13 protein-coding genes are annotated in these 17,529 nt (G+C 64.9%); 11 read left to right on the forward strand and 2 right to left on the reverse strand.

The annotated features are described in order from the left end of the window. Positions 1–47 precede the first annotated feature (47 nt). Genes U1739_RS06325 through U1739_RS06345 form a run of 5 tightly spaced genes read left to right on the forward strand, consistent with a single transcriptional unit; the run spans position 48 to position 8,021 of the window. On the forward strand, positions 48–2,303 hold the full coding sequence (locus tag U1739_RS06325) for a TonB-dependent receptor (protein WP_332705270.1): 2,256 nt from the start codon (positions 48–50) through the stop codon (positions 2,301–2,303). 22 nt (positions 2,304–2,325) lie between these two features. After that, a complete protein-coding gene (locus U1739_RS06330) occupies positions 2,326–3,363 on the forward strand; it encodes an N-acetyltransferase DgcN family protein (RefSeq protein ID WP_332705273.1) in 1,038 nt (345 codons plus the stop codon). Next, positions 3,360–4,457, forward strand: a complete 1,098-nt coding sequence (locus U1739_RS06335; RefSeq protein ID WP_332705276.1) for a YkvI family membrane protein — start codon at positions 3,360–3,362, stop codon at positions 4,455–4,457. The genes U1739_RS06330 and U1739_RS06335 overlap by 4 nt, the downstream gene beginning before the upstream one ends. Then, positions 4,454–6,031: a serine hydrolase gene (locus U1739_RS06340; RefSeq protein WP_332705279.1), complete on the forward strand. Its 1,578-nt coding sequence runs from the start codon at positions 4,454–4,456 to the stop codon at positions 6,029–6,031. Before U1739_RS06335 ends, U1739_RS06340 begins: the two co-directional genes overlap by 4 nt. Positions 6,032–6,047: 16 nt before the next feature. After that, positions 6,048–8,021, forward strand: coding sequence for a serine hydrolase (locus U1739_RS06345; RefSeq protein WP_332705282.1), 1,974 nt, complete (start codon positions 6,048–6,050; stop codon positions 8,019–8,021). Positions 8,022–8,248: 227 nt separating this feature from the next. Here the strand turns inward: U1739_RS06345 and U1739_RS06350 are convergent, their stop codons facing one another. Continuing rightward, a complete protein-coding gene (locus tag U1739_RS06350; RefSeq protein ID WP_332705285.1) occupies positions 8,249–9,613 on the reverse strand; it encodes an alpha/beta fold hydrolase in 1,365 nt (454 codons plus the stop codon). 107 nt (positions 9,614–9,720) lie between these two features. On the opposite strand from U1739_RS06350, the gene U1739_RS06355 reads away from it, so the two are divergent. The 6 genes from U1739_RS06355 (at position 9,721) to U1739_RS06380 (ending at position 16,765) form a co-directional block, all read left to right on the forward strand. Beyond that, positions 9,721–10,656, forward strand: a complete 936-nt coding sequence (locus U1739_RS06355; RefSeq protein ID WP_332705288.1) for a LysR substrate-binding domain-containing protein — start codon at positions 9,721–9,723, stop codon at positions 10,654–10,656. Positions 10,657–11,435: 779 nt separating this feature from the next. Further along, positions 11,436–12,344, forward strand: a complete 909-nt coding sequence (locus U1739_RS06360) for an ABC transporter ATP-binding protein (protein ID WP_332705291.1) — start codon at positions 11,436–11,438, stop codon at positions 12,342–12,344. Beyond that, positions 12,341–13,093: an ABC transporter permease gene (locus U1739_RS06365; protein ID WP_332705294.1), complete on the forward strand. Its 753-nt coding sequence runs from the start codon at positions 12,341–12,343 to the stop codon at positions 13,091–13,093. The genes U1739_RS06360 and U1739_RS06365 overlap by 4 nt, the downstream gene beginning before the upstream one ends. Then, positions 13,090–14,184: a sensor histidine kinase gene (locus U1739_RS06370; RefSeq protein WP_332705297.1), complete on the forward strand. Its 1,095-nt coding sequence runs from the start codon at positions 13,090–13,092 to the stop codon at positions 14,182–14,184. The genes U1739_RS06365 and U1739_RS06370 overlap by 4 nt, the downstream gene beginning before the upstream one ends. Beyond that, positions 14,181–14,786 carry a response regulator transcription factor gene (locus U1739_RS06375; RefSeq protein WP_332705300.1) on the forward strand — a complete coding sequence of 202 codons (606 nt, stop codon included), beginning with the start codon at positions 14,181–14,183 and terminating at the stop codon, positions 14,784–14,786. The genes U1739_RS06370 and U1739_RS06375 overlap by 4 nt, the downstream gene beginning before the upstream one ends. 143 nt (positions 14,787–14,929) lie before the next feature. Further along, positions 14,930–16,765 (forward strand): amidohydrolase family protein, encoded by a 1,836-nt coding sequence (locus U1739_RS06380; protein WP_332705303.1) that lies wholly within the window; start codon positions 14,930–14,932, stop codon positions 16,763–16,765. 110 nt (positions 16,766–16,875) lie between these two features. Here U1739_RS06380 and U1739_RS06385 read toward each other — a convergent pair whose 3' ends face one another. Next, positions 16,876–17,484: a TetR/AcrR family transcriptional regulator gene (locus U1739_RS06385; protein WP_332705306.1), complete on the reverse strand. Its 609-nt coding sequence runs from the start codon at positions 17,482–17,484 to the stop codon at positions 16,876–16,878. Between the last annotated feature and the right edge of the window lie 45 nt (positions 17,485–17,529).

Here is a 17,529-nt window from a genome sequence, read left to right on the forward strand (position 1 = left end):
AATCAGGACAATAGTCTGCACGATCAGCAAAAGGCGGGAGAGCTTCGGTGACGGCATTTCGGCGAGCTTTAGGTGTTTCCAGCGCAATCGCTGCAGTGTTGCTCAGCAGCGCTGCTACCGCGCAAGCGACGCAATCGGAAAGCGACGACGCCGCGACCGAGGCCGGCGAGCCACGCGACATCATCGTCACTGCGCAGAAGCGCGAACAGTTGTTGATCGACGTGCCGCAATCCGTTTCGGTCGTCAGCGGCGACACGCTCGAGCGGCAGCAGGCGACCAGTTTCAAGGATTATCTGAAACTCATCCCGGGGCTGCAGCTCAATCAATCGACCCCCGGCTTCGGCCGTCTGGTGCTGCGTGGCGTCAACACCGGCGGCGTCGCCTCTACCGTGGCGGTCTATCAGGACGAGACGATCTTCGGGTCGTCCACTGGCTTGGTCAATGGCGGTATCCTGGCCGGCGATTTCGATACGTTCGATGTCGCCCGGATCGAAGTGCTGCGCGGGCCGCAAGGCACCTTCTACGGCGCGAACGCGCTCGGCGGCATCCTGAAGTTCGTCACCAACAAGCCTGACACATCCAGGATCGAAGCGCGCGGCCGGGCCACCGTCGAAACCACCAAGGGCGGCGACGAATCCTACCTGGCGAGCGCCGTGGTCAACGTGCCGCTTAGCGACACCCTCGCGGTGCGGGCGTCCGGCTTCTACCGCAATCTGGGCGGCTTCATCGATTCGGTCGGGACTGACGGCGCAGACGTCGAGCGGAACATCAACAGTTCGAAAAGCTATGGCGGGCGGGGTTCGCTGCTGTTCCAGCCGACGACCGATTTTTCGATCCAGCTTTCCGCCTATATCCAGAACCTCGATGTCGACGCGCCCGACACGGTGGACGCCGATCCCCTGACGGGGCGCACGCTGTATGGACGGCCTACTCAGTCGCAGTTCGTTCCCAATGAAAGCAAGGTCCGCTACCGCGTGTATAGCGGCGTCATCAACTACGATTTTGGCTTCGCCAGCCTCGTATCGGCAACGAGCTACAGCACGCTCAAGCAGGACTTCCGGAGCGACCTGACCTATTTCTTCAGCCCGCAGCTGGTCGACGTCATCGGCCCGAACGAATTCTATCAAGGGCAAACGACCGAGGTGAAGCGCTTCACGCAGGAGGTACGACTGCAATCCCCGTCGAACGATCGGTTTGAATGGGTGGTGGGCGGCTTCTATACGCGCGAGCGGGGGCTGATCGACCAGGTCTTTACCGCGGTCACGCCAGGGACGGTGACGCCGATCGCCGGGCTGCCGGTGCTCGGCATCGCGCAGGTCCCCTCGCGCTACCGCGAGATTGCCGGTTTTGCCAATGCGACGGTCCATTTCGGGCCGCGCTTCGACCTGGATTTTGGCGGTCGCTACAGCCACAACAAGCAGCGGGCGAGCCAGAGCGGAGACGGTCTGCTAGCTGGCGGCCCGCTGGTCCTGCCGGAGGCGCGGTCGAGCGAGGGCGTGTTCACCTATTCGGTCGCGCCGAAGGTGAAATTCGGCGACGATGCATCGCTCTATGCGCGCGTCGCCAAGGGCTTCCGCCCCGGCGGCCCGAACGTGCAAGCCCCTGGCGCCCCCGCGGAGTTCCGCTCGTTCCGCTCCGACACCGTGCTCAGCTATGAAATCGGGGTGAAGGGCCAGACGAGCGATGGCAGTTTTTCGATCGACGTCGCGGCCTTCCACGTAGACTGGAAGGACATCCAGGTCTTCGGCCAGACACTCGCAAACGGTGTTCCCTATGGCGGCAATTTCAACGGCGGCAAGGCGAAGAGCGAGGGCTTCGAATTCACCGCCAGGCTGCGTCCTACGCCGGGCTTCACGACCTCGATCAATGGTGCCTATACCAACGCACGGTTGCAGGACGACACACCCGCTAACGCTGGCGGTCGCGACGGTGATCAGCTGCCCTATGTTCCGAAGTATAGCATCAGCGCCGACACCCAGTACGAATGGGCACTGACACCGGGGACACGGGCATATGTCGGCGGTTCGCTGCGAGCGCTGTCGCGTCAGGCGGCGGCGTTCGATGCCGGGCTGGTGGCCACGACCGGTCGGCAGCCGGCGATCGCCAGTTACCAGGTCGCCGACGCGCGGGCCGGCCTGCTGTTCGGCAAATTCTCGCTGGAAATCTATGCCAAGAACCTTGGCAATAGTGAGGGCAAGACCTCGCTCGATCTGCCGCCGGTGCCGACGATCCCATTTGGCGCGTCCGCGGCCGGGATCATACGCCCCCGCACCTTCGGCGTGACGCTCGGCGCCGGCTTCTAAGCTGGTGTTCAGCACTACGGTATTGGAAAGACAGGTCGGTATAGGTGCGCTTCGGGCACTGCCTGCGCCCTATCTGCTGTTCCTCGGCGACACGGTCGAGGCGGGGTTCGCCAAGACCGCCTTCGGGTTGCGCGATTGGGCACCAGAAAGATGCCTCGGCGAATGGAGCTTGGCCACCGCCACCGTGACGACCGGCCTGCCCCGCCTCAGCCCGGCGGACGCGGCAGCGCAAGGCGCGCGCGCACTGGTCATCGGCGTGGCCAATCCCGGCGGCATCATTCCCGACAGCTGGATGCCAGAATTGCTCGCCGCGCTCGCCTCTGGGCTGGATATCGTCGCCGGCATGCATGCGCGGCTCACCAGCATCGCGCCACTCGCCGCAGCGGCTGCCAGGCACGGCCGCCAGCTGATCGATCTGCGCGTGCCCCCGGCCGACCTGCCCGTGGCGACGGGGCTCAAGCGCAGCGGCCGCCGGCTGCTGACGGTCGGCACCGACTGCGCCTTGGGCAAGAAATACACCGCGCTGGCCATCGCCCGCGGCTTGGCCGCACGCGGCGTCGATGCGACGTTCCGCGCCAGCGGGCAGACCGGCATCATGCTCGCCGGCCAGGGCATCGCCATCGATGCGGTGATCGCCGATTTCGCCGCCGGCGCGGTCGAACTGCTCAGCCCTGCCGCAGCACCCGATCATCTCGACGTGATCGAGGGCCAGGGCTCGCTGTTCCACCCTTCCTATGCGCCGGTCTCGCTGGCGCTCCTGCACGGCAGCCAGCCGGATCTCTTTGTCGTCTGCCACCAGCCCGGCCGCAAAACGATCCTTGGCCATCCCGGCTTCCCGGTGCCTCCGATCGATGCGGTGATCGAGCAGACCCTCTTGCTCGGCCGCCTGACCAACCCGGCAATCCGCTGCGCCGGCATCAGCCTCAACACCGCTGACTTGGGGCAGGAGGCGGCCGAACGCCTGATCGCCGAAACGGAGGCGCGGCTCGGCCTGCCTACCGCCGACCCGATCCGCGGCGGCGCGGCCTTCGAGCGCCTGCTCGACGCCTGCCAGGCATGATCACGCGTGATCGCTTCCGGCGCTTCCTACTCCCCGGGCTGGCGTTCAAGGCAGTGATCATTGGCGGCGGCTATGCCACCGGGCGCGAGATCGCCGAATTCTTCCTGCCCGCCGGCCCCTGGGGCGGCCTCGCCGCGATGCTGCTGGCGACGCTGATCTGGGCGGTGGTCGCTGCCGTCACGTTCCACTTCGCCCATAAGATCGGCGCGCGGGATTATCGCCACTTCTTCCAGGCTTTGCTGGGCCGCTTCTGGATCGCGTTCGAGCTGGCCTATGCCGTGTTCATCGTGCTGATCCTGGCCGTGTTCGGCGCCGCGGCAGGCGCGATCGCGGCCGCCACGTTCGGCCTGCCGCCGATCGCCGGCACGCTCGCGCTCATGCTCGGTATCGTCGCCTGCGTGGCTTTCGGCAACGCCAGCGTCGAGCGCGTGTTTGTGTGGGTGTCGGTGCTGCTCTATCTCACCTATGCCCTCTTCTTCGTGCTCCTGTTGGCCGGCGTCGGCGACCGCATCGCCACCGCCTTCGCCACCCTGCCCTCGGCGGACTGGGCTATGGGCGGCATCACTTATGCCGGTTACAACGTCATCGGCGCAGTGATCGTGCTGCCGGTGACGCGGCATTTTCGCAAAAGCAGCGACGCGGTGATCGCCGGCCTGATCGCCGGCCCGCTCGCGATGCTACCCGCCTTGCTGTTCTTCGTCGGCATGACAGCGTTCCTGCCCGACATTGCCGGCGCGGTGCTGCCGTCCGATTACATGCTGGTGCGGCTCGGCCATCCCGCCTTCCACATCCTGTTCCAGGTGATGATCTTCGCCGCCTTGCTGGAAAGCGGCACTGGCGCGGTACATGCCATCAACGAACGTATCGCGCGCACCCGCGGCGTGACCCTCACTCCGTTGTTCCGCGCCGTCGCCGCGCTCGCGTTGCTCGTACCGTGCATGCTGATTGCCGAGCGGGTCGGACTGGTGACATTGATCGCCTCGGGCTATCGCGCGCTCGCCTGGGCGCTGATCCTGATCTACGTTCTGCCGCTGCTGGTCATCGTCGCGTATCGCCGCCTGCAGCCGCCCGCCCTACAGCCGGAGGCCTCATGACCAAGCTCGCTGCCGTCGCCGCTCTGCCGCTACTCGCGCTCGCCATGCCCGCCCGAGCCGACCCGCCGGCGAACATCGACGCCCGGATCGAGGCGATCCGCAGCGCCGCAGGCACGCCCGGCATGGCGGTGGCGATCGTCGAGAATGGCAAGGTCGTGCTCGCCAAGGGCTATGGCGTACGCAAGCTCGGCGCGCCGGCCAAGGTCGATCCCGACACGCTGTTCATGATCGGATCGACCGCGAAGGCGATGACCTCAGCGGCACTCGCTACCTTGGTCGATGCCGGCAAGATCGCCTGGGACGACAAGGTGATCGATCACCTGCCCGGTTTCCAGATGAACGACGCCTGGGTGACGCGCGAGATGACCGTGCGCGATCTGCTCGTCCATCGCAGCGGGCTGGGCCTGGGTGCGGGCGACCTACTGTACATCCCGCGCGGCAGCTATTCGCGTGCCGAAATTGTCCGGCGGCTGCGCTATATCAAACCGGCCACCAGCTTCCGCAGCGGCTATGCCTATGACAATGTGCTGTACATCGTCGCCGGGCAATTGGTGGAAGCGGTCAGCGGGCAGAGCTGGGAAGCCTATGTCCGCGATCACGTGTTCAAGCCCGCCGGCATGACCCGCGCGACCGACGATTTCGCCAGCTTTTTCGCCAACCCCAATCGCGCCCAGCCGCATGCCCGCTTCGGCGGCGCGGTGCGTGGTACCGGGGAACAGCGCATGCTCGACGAGCAGGATCATCTGCCCCAAGCCTCCGCGCCCGCCGGTCTGGTCGCGGCCAGCGCCAACGATATGGCGCGCTGGCTGCAGGTGCAGCTCAATCAGGGCACAGTTCCCGGCGGAAAACGCGTGTGGAGCATGGCGCAAGCGCGCGAGATGCACACGCCGGTCACGCCGATCCCGATACCCGACCTGCCTGCAATCGTCGCCGGCACACAGCCATCATACGAAGCCTATGCGCTCGGCTGGGAAGTACGCGATTATCATGGCGCCAAGGTCGTCTGGCATGCCGGCGGGTTGTTCGGCCAGACTTCGGTGGTCGTGCTGATCCCGGAAAAGAAGGTCGGCTTTTCGATCGAGCTCAACAGCGAGGATGCCGAGCCGCGCCACGGCCTGATGTACGAACTGCTCGATCATTATCTCGGCCTACCCCATCAAGATTGGCCGGCGCGCTTCAAGACGTATCGCGCGCAACGCATCGCCGCGGCCGAGGCCGTGGTCGCCCAGAAAACCGCCGCGCCGGCCAGGATCGGCCCCTCGCTCCCCCTCGCCCGTTATGCCGGCCGCTATGTCGATCCCTGGTATGGCCCGATTGCGGTGACGTCCGACGCCAAGGGGCTGAAAGTGGATTTCACGCCCACCCCAAACATGGCGGGGCGGCTCGACCATTACCAATATGACACGTTCATCGCGCGTTTCGACGATCCGGCGATCGAACCTGCCTATCTGACCTTCGCGCTCGACGCGGACGGCAAGGTCGCGCGCATCACTGCCAAGGCGGTGTCGCCGATCGCCGATTTCAGCTTCGATTATGGCGATCTGGCCTTCGCGCCCGAACCGCCCCGTCCATGAACCGGAAGGCCCGTTGATGATCAGGAAATTTGGCTTTGCCGCGCTGCTTGCCGCCGCGCTGATGGCGATCCCCGCCACCTCGCAGGTGCAACCGCCGGTTGCCCCCGCCCCGGCTACGCCAGCGCCGGCTTCCGACGCGCCCACGCCAGGGCCGGCCACGCCGACTCTTACCGCGGCGGATCTCAGCGCCTGGCTCGACGGCTATTTCCCCGCTGCGCTCAAAGCCGGCAAAATCGCCGGGGCGCAGGTCGTGGTGGTCAAGGACGGGCAGATCATGGTCAAGAAGGGCTATGGCTATGCCGATGTCGCCACCAAGACGGCGATGAATCCCGACGTCACGATGATGCGCATCGGATCGACCTCCAAGCTGCTCACCTGGACGGCGGTGATGCAGCAGGTCGAGGCGGGCAAGATCGATCTCAACGCCGACATCAACCGCTATCTCGATTTCAAGATAACCCCCAAATCGGGTCGCGCGATCACCATGAACGACCTCATGATGCACCGTGGCGGGTTCGAGGAAGGCCTGAAGGACCTGCTCGATACCGACCCCAAAAGGTTCAAGACGACCGAACGTTATCTCAAGGAAAACCGCCGCCCGATGCTGTTCCCGGCCGGCACCGTCCCAGCCTATTCTAATTACGGCGTCGCGCTGGCCGGCTATATCGTCCAGCGCGTCTCGGGCGAGCCGTTCGCCGCCTATGTCCAGCGGCATATCCTAAGCCCGCTCGATATGCGCCACACCACGTTCGTACAGCCCGTTCCGCCGGAACTCGCCGGTTTTGTTTCCAAGGGCTATCGCGAGAGCGATCAGCCGCCGGCCAAGTTCGAACTCGTGACGACCGCGCCTGCGGGGAGCGTGAGCGCCAGCGGCGTCGACATGGCCAATTTCATGATCGCGCAAATGCAGGATGGTCGCTTCGGCAGCGCGCAGATCCTGCGCCCGGAGACCGTGCAACTGATGCACCGCCCGGAAACGCAACCACGCCCCGGCTTCGACACGCTGGCGCACGGCTTCTTCTACGGCAACCGTAACGGCCGCCTCGTACTCGGGCATGGCGGCGACACGATCGTGTTCCATACCGATCTCAACATGCTGCCAGCGGAGAAGGTCGGCATTTTCGTTAGTTTCAACAGCCGCGGGGCCAACGATGCCGTCTACGGCGCGCGTTCGCGCCTGTTCGATCTGTTCATGGATCGCTATTTTCCTGCGCCCCAGCGCCCGGATCAGCCCGCCATCGCTGGCGCCACTCAACATGCCGCAGCACTCGCTGGTCATTACGAAAGCTCGCGCCGCGTCGAATCCGGCTTCATCAGCCTGTTCTACCTGCTCCAGCAGGACAAGGTGACCGCCAATCCCGATGGCACGATCAGCCTGGCGTCGATTGAGGACAAGAAGTTCCGCGAAGTCGCGCCCGAGCTGTGGCGCGAAGTGGGCGGCACGCAGCAATTGTTGGTGACCAATGTCGATGGCCGCCGCACCATCGTCGATAGCGCCAATCCGGTCTCCTACGCTCAGGCCGTACCGCTGGCGCGAAATGCCGGGCTCAACATCTGGATCGCCGGCCTGTCGATCCTCGTGCTGCTCGCCACCGTCCTGCTCTGGCTCGTCGCCGCGCGGCTGCGCAAGGTCCATAACCTGCCCGCCACCCTCACCGGGCGCCCAGCGCTGGCACGCCGGCTGACGCGCATCGCCGCACTTGGCGATCTGCTCTATCTCGGCGGCTGGTACACGATCCTCGCGCCAATCGCGCAGAGCCAGGTCGAGGTCTATAATGACGGCCTCGATGGCTGGATCCGCACCATGCAGGTCGCCGCGATCGTCCCAATCGTCGGGGCCATCATCGGCGCATGGAACGTGTCGCTGCTCACGCGGCCGGGCCGCAACTGGGGCGAGCGTGTCCGCGGCGTCCTCGTCGCACTGGCGCTGATTGGCATCGTGTGGATCGCGTGGATGGGCGGGTTGATCAGCTTCAACCTCAATTATTGATGTGCCGCCGGCCTAGCCTAAGGTGAGAATGACTGAGCCTTAGCGGCACATCGGGCCGCAACTACACAATTCTGACGCCAACCTGCTTAACGCGTATCCACCGTCTGGTGCCTCAATCCCCAAAGCACCATGCGCGTGTATTTAGCATCCGCCGCGCCTGTGAGTTTGACCTCGAGCATATCTGGGAGAGAAAATACCATCGGCTTCCCCAGCTTGGCGTTTGAAGTTCAATGCGGCACGGCGGGGGCGTAGGTGGTGTCACTTGGGCCAACACCGCTGATACGGACGATGGCTGGTTCGTCGCGCGTTAGCGCGAAATGCGCGGCGTTGGCGGGTTCGGTGTAAAAGGCGCCCGCACCAAGCGCGCGCAGCGGCGCGTCCGACGCGTCGATGCCATAGCCGAAGTACCAAGTGCCTGCGACGACCGTCGCCGTACGATCATCGCGGTGGGTATGCGCGGCGATGCTGGTATGTGCGGGCACGCGGATCTCCAACGTGTAAGGGCCGGTCTTGGCTGGATCGCCGGCGAGCAGCACGGTGCGGATCCCATTCAACCCAGATGTGCCCGCGCCGGCACCCGCCGTTGGCATCCGGTCGGCCTGATCGGCCGATAGTGCGGATGGCGCCAGGCGCGAGTTACGTAGAGCAACCGGATGGCCGTCCAGAAAGTCGTGGATGGCTTTCACGGTTCGTTCGGGCTGTTCTTCCATCAGCCAGTGGCCGGCGTCGGGAATGACGCGCTCCTCGACATCGACCGCACCGCCGCGTGCGGCGACGGCCATCATTCGCCCGAACGATTTCTCGCCGCCGATCGCCAGCACTGGCATGGTCAGCTTGCCGTGCCCGGCAAGCCACGCGCGATTGTCGATGGCATCCTGATCGAAAGCGGCGAATTGGAGGAAGCCGGCGTGCATCCGGCCTGGTCCGGCGTAGAGCGCGGCATAATGCGCCCGAGCAGCCTCGGTGAAACGCGCCGGTTTCGCCGAAAAATCATTCCAGAAGCGATCGAGATAGATGCGCTCGCGGCCGGCGACGAGGCGCTCCATGTCCGGCCCGCCAAAGCGGAAGTGCCATAGCAGCGGGTTCTTTAGCACCTCTTCCCACGGTCCAATGCCCGGCACCGGCGCATCCATCAGCACCAGCCGCGTGACGCGGTCGGGATGACGCGCGGCAAAGGCGTAGGCGACCATGTTACCGATATCGTGCGCGACGACATCGGCGCGCGGCGCGTTGAGCGCATCCATCACGCCAGCGATGTCTTGCGCCTCGGTCTTCTTGTCGAAACCGTCTTCGGCGCGCGCGGACAGTCCCATGCCACGCAGGTCGGGCACGATGACAGTATGATCGCGCGCGAGGTCGGCTGCGAGCGGTACCCACATGTCGCCGGTGTCGCCATATCCGTGGAGGAGGACGACTGCGGGTCCCGACCCGCCGACGCGGACATGGATCGTCGTTCCGTTGGTCGCGATTTCGCGCGTCTGAAAGCTAGAAGGAAAGCGTGGCGCGATCTGCGCTAGCGCGGTCGTGCTCGAAAGGCTGAGCATAGTAGCCACCGCAAAAGCGAGCTGGCGGGCGATGCTATACGTCTTCATGTCTGGTCCCCTGTTGTGCGCGTTATTGCGCTGAGGGAAAACTAGACGAGCCAGACAACAGTGATTAGCCGTAACGAAGTCCGAGACCTTTTGCCCCAGGAGCAAAGATGGCGACATATGACCGCGCCGGTGACTTGACTGTATTCGCGGCAGTGGCAGCCTCCGGCAGCTTTTCTGCGGCCAGCCGGCAGCTTGCGCTGACCCCTTCCGGGGTGAGCCGCACGATCGATCGGATCGAGGCGCGCCTCGGTGCCCGGCTTATGCTGCGCACGACGCGCGCGTTGACGTTGACCGCGGAGGGCCGCACTTATCTTGCCGGCGCGCGACGGATTTTGGCGGACCTGGACGAGGTCGAACAACTGATTGCCGACCAAGGCGCGCCCCGTGGACGCATCCGGGTAAGCGCCGCGGTGTCGCATGGACAGGTGTGCATCGTGCCGCTGCTGAAAGCGTTCATACGTCGCCATCCTTTGATCGTCGTCGATATCAACCTCAGCGACGAAAAGCTCGATGTCGCGCAGGGCCAGGCCGACGTCGCGATCCGGTCCGGGCCTTTGCCCGACAGCCTTCTGATGGCCCGACGTCTCGGCGACAATGGCCGAACGATCGTTGCCGCGCCAGCGTATCTGGCCACGCGCGGTACGCCACAGGCGCCCGAGGATTTGGCCCACCACGACTGCCTCAATTTCAATTTCCGTCGTAGCGAACCGGTTTGGCCGTTTCGACAGGACGGGAACATCATATCGCGCGCGGTACACGGTTCGATAGAGGCCAATAGCGGTGATACGCTGCTGCAACTCGCGCTCGATGGTGTCGGCATCGCGCGGCTCGGCAATTTCGGCATCGCCCGAGCGCTTGCCGAGGGCCGTCTCGTTCCTTTGCTAGAGTCGTTCAACCCGGGCGACCGCGAGGTCTTTCACGCAGTTTTCGTCGGCGGCACGAACATGCCTGCCCGTATTCGGCTGTTCGTCGATTTCGTCGCCGACCATTATGGTGCGGCTACGGATCAACAGACTTTGGATCGCACAGACGCTCGGTCATAGACTAAGGTGCCGGTTAAGCTCACCCTCGAGCCGACGCTTAGAGCGTCTTGCCCGCTTTCCGAATTCCACCATTTTTCATCGCCATCGAACGTCCTGTTCGGGGCGTGTTTCCGTGGTGACCGAACGGCGGGGGCCGGTGGCGTTGCTAATAGAGGATGCCGCACCTTTTCTTCCCGCGTACCCATCGCCACTCGCCTTCTTCTGCGGCCCTGCGCGAGAGACTGCGCTCTACCACTGCCGTAAGTCGGCTGTCTCCATCAAGGTAAGAGCATTGATAGCGGCTGCTGCGTGAGGTGGGAGAGCACCGAAGTTCCTGGATAATTGGGCACTGCCATCCCCCTAGCATGTCGACGAAGGGCGGCACCGGGCCCATCGCCGCGCCCATGGCGTCACTCAGGTCTTTGGCCGAAGGTACCGAATTGGCAGTCAGCTGGCGCACTACATCGGCAGTCGCACATCCACACAGCGCAAGCGCAAGCAAAGTTGATGTGCGACGATGCCTAGTCATCCGCCGAGTCTCGTCCAATTACCACACGTCTTCAATGGGCGTACCCTGACTGTCCGGCTCACGGCGTGGAGGCCAGTTGTGGACCTTCGCGGCTAGTTCGTCGCTTCGCAATTCCCCCGTTCATTCATCTCGTTGCTGCGACTGATTCCACGGTCGATCGCCCGCCAACCTGCGCTATGTGACCATGACAAACGTCACCTCGATATCCTGACATCCGGCAATGCAGCCCTGATCTGCCATCCACTAGGATACCGGCAAAGGAGGTGCTCATATGGTGCAGGACATATCTGCAGTAGCGACACTTGAATCGGTATCGAAGCGGCTTGGCGGTCGGCGCGTGCTCGATGAGCTCGATTTGGCGATCCGCGCCGGGGAAGTCACCGCCCTGCTCGGCCCGAACGGTGCTGGCAAGACGACCAGCGTCAGTCTGCTCACCGGGCGGTTACGGCCCGATACAGGCGAAGCGCGTTTGTTCGGCCTCGATCCCACCCGCCCAGCAGCACGGGCGCGGATGGGCGTCATGTTGCAGGCAGCGGGCTTGCCCGACGTGATGACCGTTACCGAGATGATCACGCTCCAGTCGGGCTATTACCGCGATCCGCGTGCGGTGACCGAGACGCTGGCGATTGCCGATATCGCCGATCTGGCCAACCGCCGCTGCGGCGCCCTGTCGGGCGGGCAGGCACGGCGCGTGCAATATGCGATGGCGATTTGCGGGCGGCCCGATCTGCTCGTGCTCGACGAACCAACCGCGGGCATGGACCGCGCCTCAACACGCGCGCTGTGGGCCACGATCCGCGAGGCGGCGGCCGATGGCGCTGCCGTCCTGCTAACCAGCCACGATCTGGCGGAGGCCGATACGCTTGCCGATCGCGTTATCGTGATTGATGCAGGGCGGATCGTCGCTGACGATACGCCGGCGGCGCTGCGCGCCCGCGCCGGCGGCTCGGTCATTCGCTGCCGCTCATCGCTACTGCCGGCGCGCGCAGCGATGTTGCCGGGCGTGCGCGATGCGGGCGCCGACGGCGCCGAGCTGCGCATCGTCACGAACAACGCGGTCGCGACGCTGCGAACCTTGTGCGAAGCCGATGTCGGGCTTGCCGATCTGCGCGTGGCCGATGCCGCACTCGAAGATGCCATTGCAGCCTTGCTGACGCCGGACCGGAGGATTGCTGCATGACCGCGCTCGCCTCGCCGATTGGGGTCTGGTATCGCGAATGCATTGCCGAGCTCAAGCGATCGTGGCGGCTGCCGCAGTTCATCCTGCCGTCGGTCATCACCCCTGCCGCCTTTTTCGGCCTGTTCACGCTGGCGATCGCCAAGTCGCCGTCATCGGCTGAGGTGGCAGCGACATTGGCCGGATATGGCGTGTTCGCGGCCATCGGCCCAGCGTTGTTCGGCTTTGGCGCGGGCGTGGCGATGGAGCGCGAGCAAGGCCTGATCGAACTCAAGCGCGTGTCGCCAATGCCAGCTGGGGCCTATGTCGTCGCCAAACTGACCGCCGCGATTGCAGCAACCGCCGCCGCCGTCGCGATGATCTACGCGCTCGGCATTATCGGCGGGGTGCGATTGAGCGCGGCGCAGGGGGTGATCCTGGCGATCGTCCATCTCGCATCGACCGTGCCGTTCGCGCTGATCGGCTTCGGCATCGGGATGCGGATGGGCGGCAAGGGCGCTGTTGCCATGGCCAATGCGCTGTTCCTGGGATCGGCGGTGCTCGGCGGCCTGTGGATTCCTTCGGCGATGCTGCCGGGATGGATGCGTATCGTCGGCGAGTTCCTGCCGTCCTATCATCTTGGCCAGATTGCGCGACGCATCGTGGGCGCGGACACGATCGGCACGACCGCCGCGCACGTGATCATTCTGTCCGGCATGACCGTGGTCGCCGCGGCATGGGCATGGACCGGTTGGCGGCGCAGCCCCGCTTGACGACGCCCCTCCCCACGCGCGACGACGGCGTCATGCAGACCAAGACCGAGCGCTGGTGGGATGGGCCGTGGCCGTGGCTGGTCTATCTCGCGTTTTACGCCATGCCGTGGCTGTGGCGGCCGCCGACGCACGTCCAGCTGATCGCATCGGTGATCGGCATCGCGGTGTTCTTGCCAACCTATTTTATCAGTCATCGCTTGAACGGGATGCGCCTGCTGGGGACGATTGCGGCGATCTTCGCGATCGGCGCAATGCTCGCTCCGTTCGGCGGGAGCTGGACGGTGTTTTCGATCTATGCGGGTTCCGAAGCCGGTCGCATGCGCCCGGCGCGCCACGCGATCATCGGGCTCGCCGTCCTTGTGCTGGCGACGGCGGCGGTTGGGTTCGCCTGGGGGCAGCCGCTGCTGTGGTGGCTGCCGGGCGTCTTGCTGCTGGTAATGACCGGCGGCGCGACGATATCGCGCGAGGCGTTTTACGCGCGCACCCAGGCACTGCTGGCGACGCAGGAAGAGGTACGCCGCCTTGCCGGAACCGCGGAGCGCGAGCGGATTACGCGGGATTTGCACGACGTCGTCGGGCGCACGCTGACATTGGTAGCGCTGAAGGCCGATTTGGCCGGAAAACTGGTCGTCGCCGACGCAACTTCAGCGCAGGCCGAATGCCGCGCCATTGCGCTGCTTGCGCGTGAAGGATTGGGAGACGTGCGGGCAGCACTTGCCGGGCAAGCGGGGGGCAGTCTGGCGCATGAGGCGGCGGCATCCAGCGCCGCGTTGGCGGCAGCATCGGTCAGTCCGCACATCACCGGCGACTTTGCGGCAATCCCATCGGGCGCAGGCGCGGTGCTGGCGATGACGCTGCGCGAGGCAGTGACCAATGTCATACGACACGCCGAGGCGCAGCGCTGTACGATCGATCTGGCGATGACGGGGCAGGAGGCACGGCTGGCGGTGTGCGACGACGGGCATGGTCGCAGCTTCACCGAAGGGCGCGGCCTTACGGGCATGCGTCAGCGACTGCAAGCGGCCGGCGGGTCGCTGACGATCGACCCCGGCACCGGCGGCATGCGGCTGATCGCAACGGTCCCGGCATGATCCGCATCGTCTTGGCAGAAGATCAGGCGATGGTGCTGGGCGCAATTGCCGCCTTGCTCGACATGGAGCCCGATGTGACGATCGTTGGGCGCGCCGCCGACGGTGCGGCAGCACTCGATCTGGTACATGCGCTAGTCCCGGACATCTTGCTGACCGATATCGAAATGCCGCAGCTCAGCGGCCTCGATGTCGCGCTCGCGATCGCCGAGCAGCGACTGGCGACGCGCACCGTCATCGTCACGACCTTTGCGCGCCCGGGCTATCTGGCGCGCGCCCGCGCGGCTGGCGTGCGCGGATATTTGCTCAAGGACACGCCCGTCGAGCAACTCGCCGCGGCGATCCGCGTCGTTGCGGCGGGGGGTACCTTCATTCCCGCCGAACTTGCCGCGACCGCGTGGGAGGCCAGCGTCGATCCGCTGACTCCGCGCGAACGCGATGCGCTGCGGCTGGCCGAGGAAGGGCTGTCCAATAAGGAAATCGCGCGCCGCCTCGATTTGTCGCCCGGCACGGTGCGCAACTATCTGTCGGACGCGGCGGGCAAGCTTGGCGCTGCCAACCGGATCGAAGCCGGCCGTATCGCGCGCGCCAATGGCTGGTTGTGACGCGCTGTAGCGCAACGGGGCGCGGGTCGCGCAGTGGCGGGTGTCACGCGCGACAGGTGACAGATGTCACTGCGCTGCCGCACGCCTGCGGCATAGCCATGGATCGATAGAAACCAATGCACAAACGTGGGAGTTCGATTCCGATGAGACTGACCCGTGCGATCCTGTTGCTATCCTGCATCGCCGCCGGACCGGCGCTCGCCCAGCCGAAAGCGGTCGCGCCGACCCAAACGCTCATTCGGAATGTAACGGTTTTCGACGGCGTCCGAAAACTCGGCGAACGCTCGGTCTTGATTGAAGGCAAAACGATCGCCGACATCGATTACCGTGGCAAGGTGTCGCCGACGATGCGAGTCATGGATGGACGCGGGAAGACGCTGTTACCTGGCCTGATCGACAGTCATGTTCATGCCTATGCGGGCCAGGATGACGCGCTCCTGTTCGGGGTCACCACCCAGCTCGACATGTTCAGCCCGCCCGAATCAACCCGCGCCGTGCGCGATCGAATGGCGCACGGCGAAAATGCCAACATGGCGGATATTTTCACCGCCGGCTTTCTCGCCACGGTGCCGAAGGGCCATGGCACCGAATATGGCCTGCCCGTCCCCACCCTGACTACCCCGGAACAGGCGGACGCCTGGGTCGCCGCACGGATCGCCGAAGGATCGGATTACATCAAAATCGTCGATGAACCGGGTACGATCGTCGGTCGGGCGGTCCCGACGCTCGATCTGCCGACCATCCGCGGCTTGATCGTGGCCGCGCACAAGCGTGGTAAGCTGGCGGTGGTGCATGCGCAAACGCTGGCGACGGCTACGGAGTCGATCAATGCCGGCGCAGACGGGCTCGCGCATCTTTTTGCCGACCAGGATGGCGGTGCGACATTCGCTACATTGGCCAAGGACAAAGGGGTGTTCATCGTGCCGACCTATGCCGTGCTGGAGGTGTTCAGCGGCCGGTCCGGGACGGCGACCTTGCTCGACCATCCGCGCCTGTCGGGATTGTTGCCCAAGTCCGCGGTCAGCATGGTGCGACAAAGTTTCGGGCCGGATCGTTCGGCCAAGCTCGATGCCATCGAAGCCGCCAACGTTGGCAAACTCGCCAAAGCGGGTGTGCCGATCCTGGCCGGGACCGACGCCGGCAATCCTGGGACATGGTACGGACTCAGCTTGCACCGCGAGATGGAATTACTGGTCAAGGGCGGCTTGTCGCCGATCCAGGCGCTCTCTGCAGCGACCGCCGCGCCGGCCAAGGCATTCCGGCTGACCGATCGCGGGCGGATCGCCACGGGGCTGAAGGCGGATCTCGTGCTCGTCGACGGTGATCCGACCAGCACGATCGCCGCGGTCCACGATATTGTCGAAATCTGGAAGGATGGCGCTACCGTCAGCGCGCTGCGCGCGGCGCGCCGGACCGCGATCGCCACCGAATCCCTTGCGGTTGCGCCGCCACCGATCGCACTTCCGGCCGATGGGAGGATCGCGCAGTTCAGCGCGGCAGAGGGGAAGGTGGTGATGACATCGCCCTTTGGCGCAGGGTGGAGCGTATCGACCGATACAATCATGGGCGGCAAATCGACGCTGGCGACTGCCCTCGGCGGCGCGGCGCCCAATGGACAGACCGCGCTGGTCGTGACCGGGGAGATCAAGCCGGGCTATATGGCCCCCTGGGCTGGCATTGCCTTTTACCCGGCCGATCAGCAATTCCAGCCCGCCAACCTGGGCCGCGCCAAGGCGCTGCGCCTCTGGGCCCGGGGCGAGGGCAAGAGCTTCGCGGTGATGGGGTTTTCGACCACTGGCGGACAGCGGCCGAGCGTTGCGCCGATCACGATCGGGAAGGATTGGGCTGAGCTGACGCTGCGCTTTGCCGACTTGGCGAATTTCGATCCAACTACCGCGCAAATGGTGTTGATCGGGGCGACGCAGCACGACGGCCCGTTCCGCCTCGAGATCGCCGATATACGATTGGTCGAAAAATGACGATCGGGCGCCGCAGATTTCACTTTGGACCGGCCCAAACCCGGACATCCATTGATGGCAGCCTTCAGCAGTGATGGATGGCCTTCGAAGGCATGGCTCTCAAGCGCGGGCTACTTCCGAATTCGTTGATGGCTCGCCAGCGCATCGGCGACCCGCGCCCGCGCTGCCGCCAGCGGATCCACCTCGCCCAACATTCGGAACGTACCAGCCAACGTGAAGAAACAGTGTCCGTGAACCGTCGCCAGGAGCGAGCGGGTCAGGCTGGCCGCATCGCCCCGAGATTCTGCGGGCATCTCCGCTATTACCTCTCGTTCGACGATCGCCATGATCGCGGTGACCTTCGCCACATAGTCGTCCGGCGCGGCCGTATCGTCGGGGAGCCGAAAATCGTACAGCGCCGCCCAGGCGTGCCGATGCCCGATCGCGAATTCGAAATATGCATCGATTGCACGGCCAAGCCGATCGTCATCGGGCTTCGCTGTGTCGAGCCGCGTCTCCAGATAGTCCAGCCATAGGTCGAGCGTGCGCCCATTGATGGCGAGCATCAGCGCGTCATAGCTGCCGAAGACGTTGTAGATGGTACCGATTGAATAGCCGACGCGCTTGGCTACCTCGCGCGCGGAAAAGCGGGCAAAACCAACGTCGGCCATCTGCCGCTGCCCCTCTGAGACGATGATCTCGCGTAGCTCGACGCGGCTGTGGTCTGATCGTCGACCCAACGGCTCTCCTCGCAATTGAACGCTGTTTACCTTTCACTGAGCGGT

The organism is Parasphingomonas puruogangriensis, assembly GCF_036663635.1.
Classification (GTDB): domain Bacteria; phylum Pseudomonadota; class Alphaproteobacteria; order Sphingomonadales; family Sphingomonadaceae; genus Sphingomonas.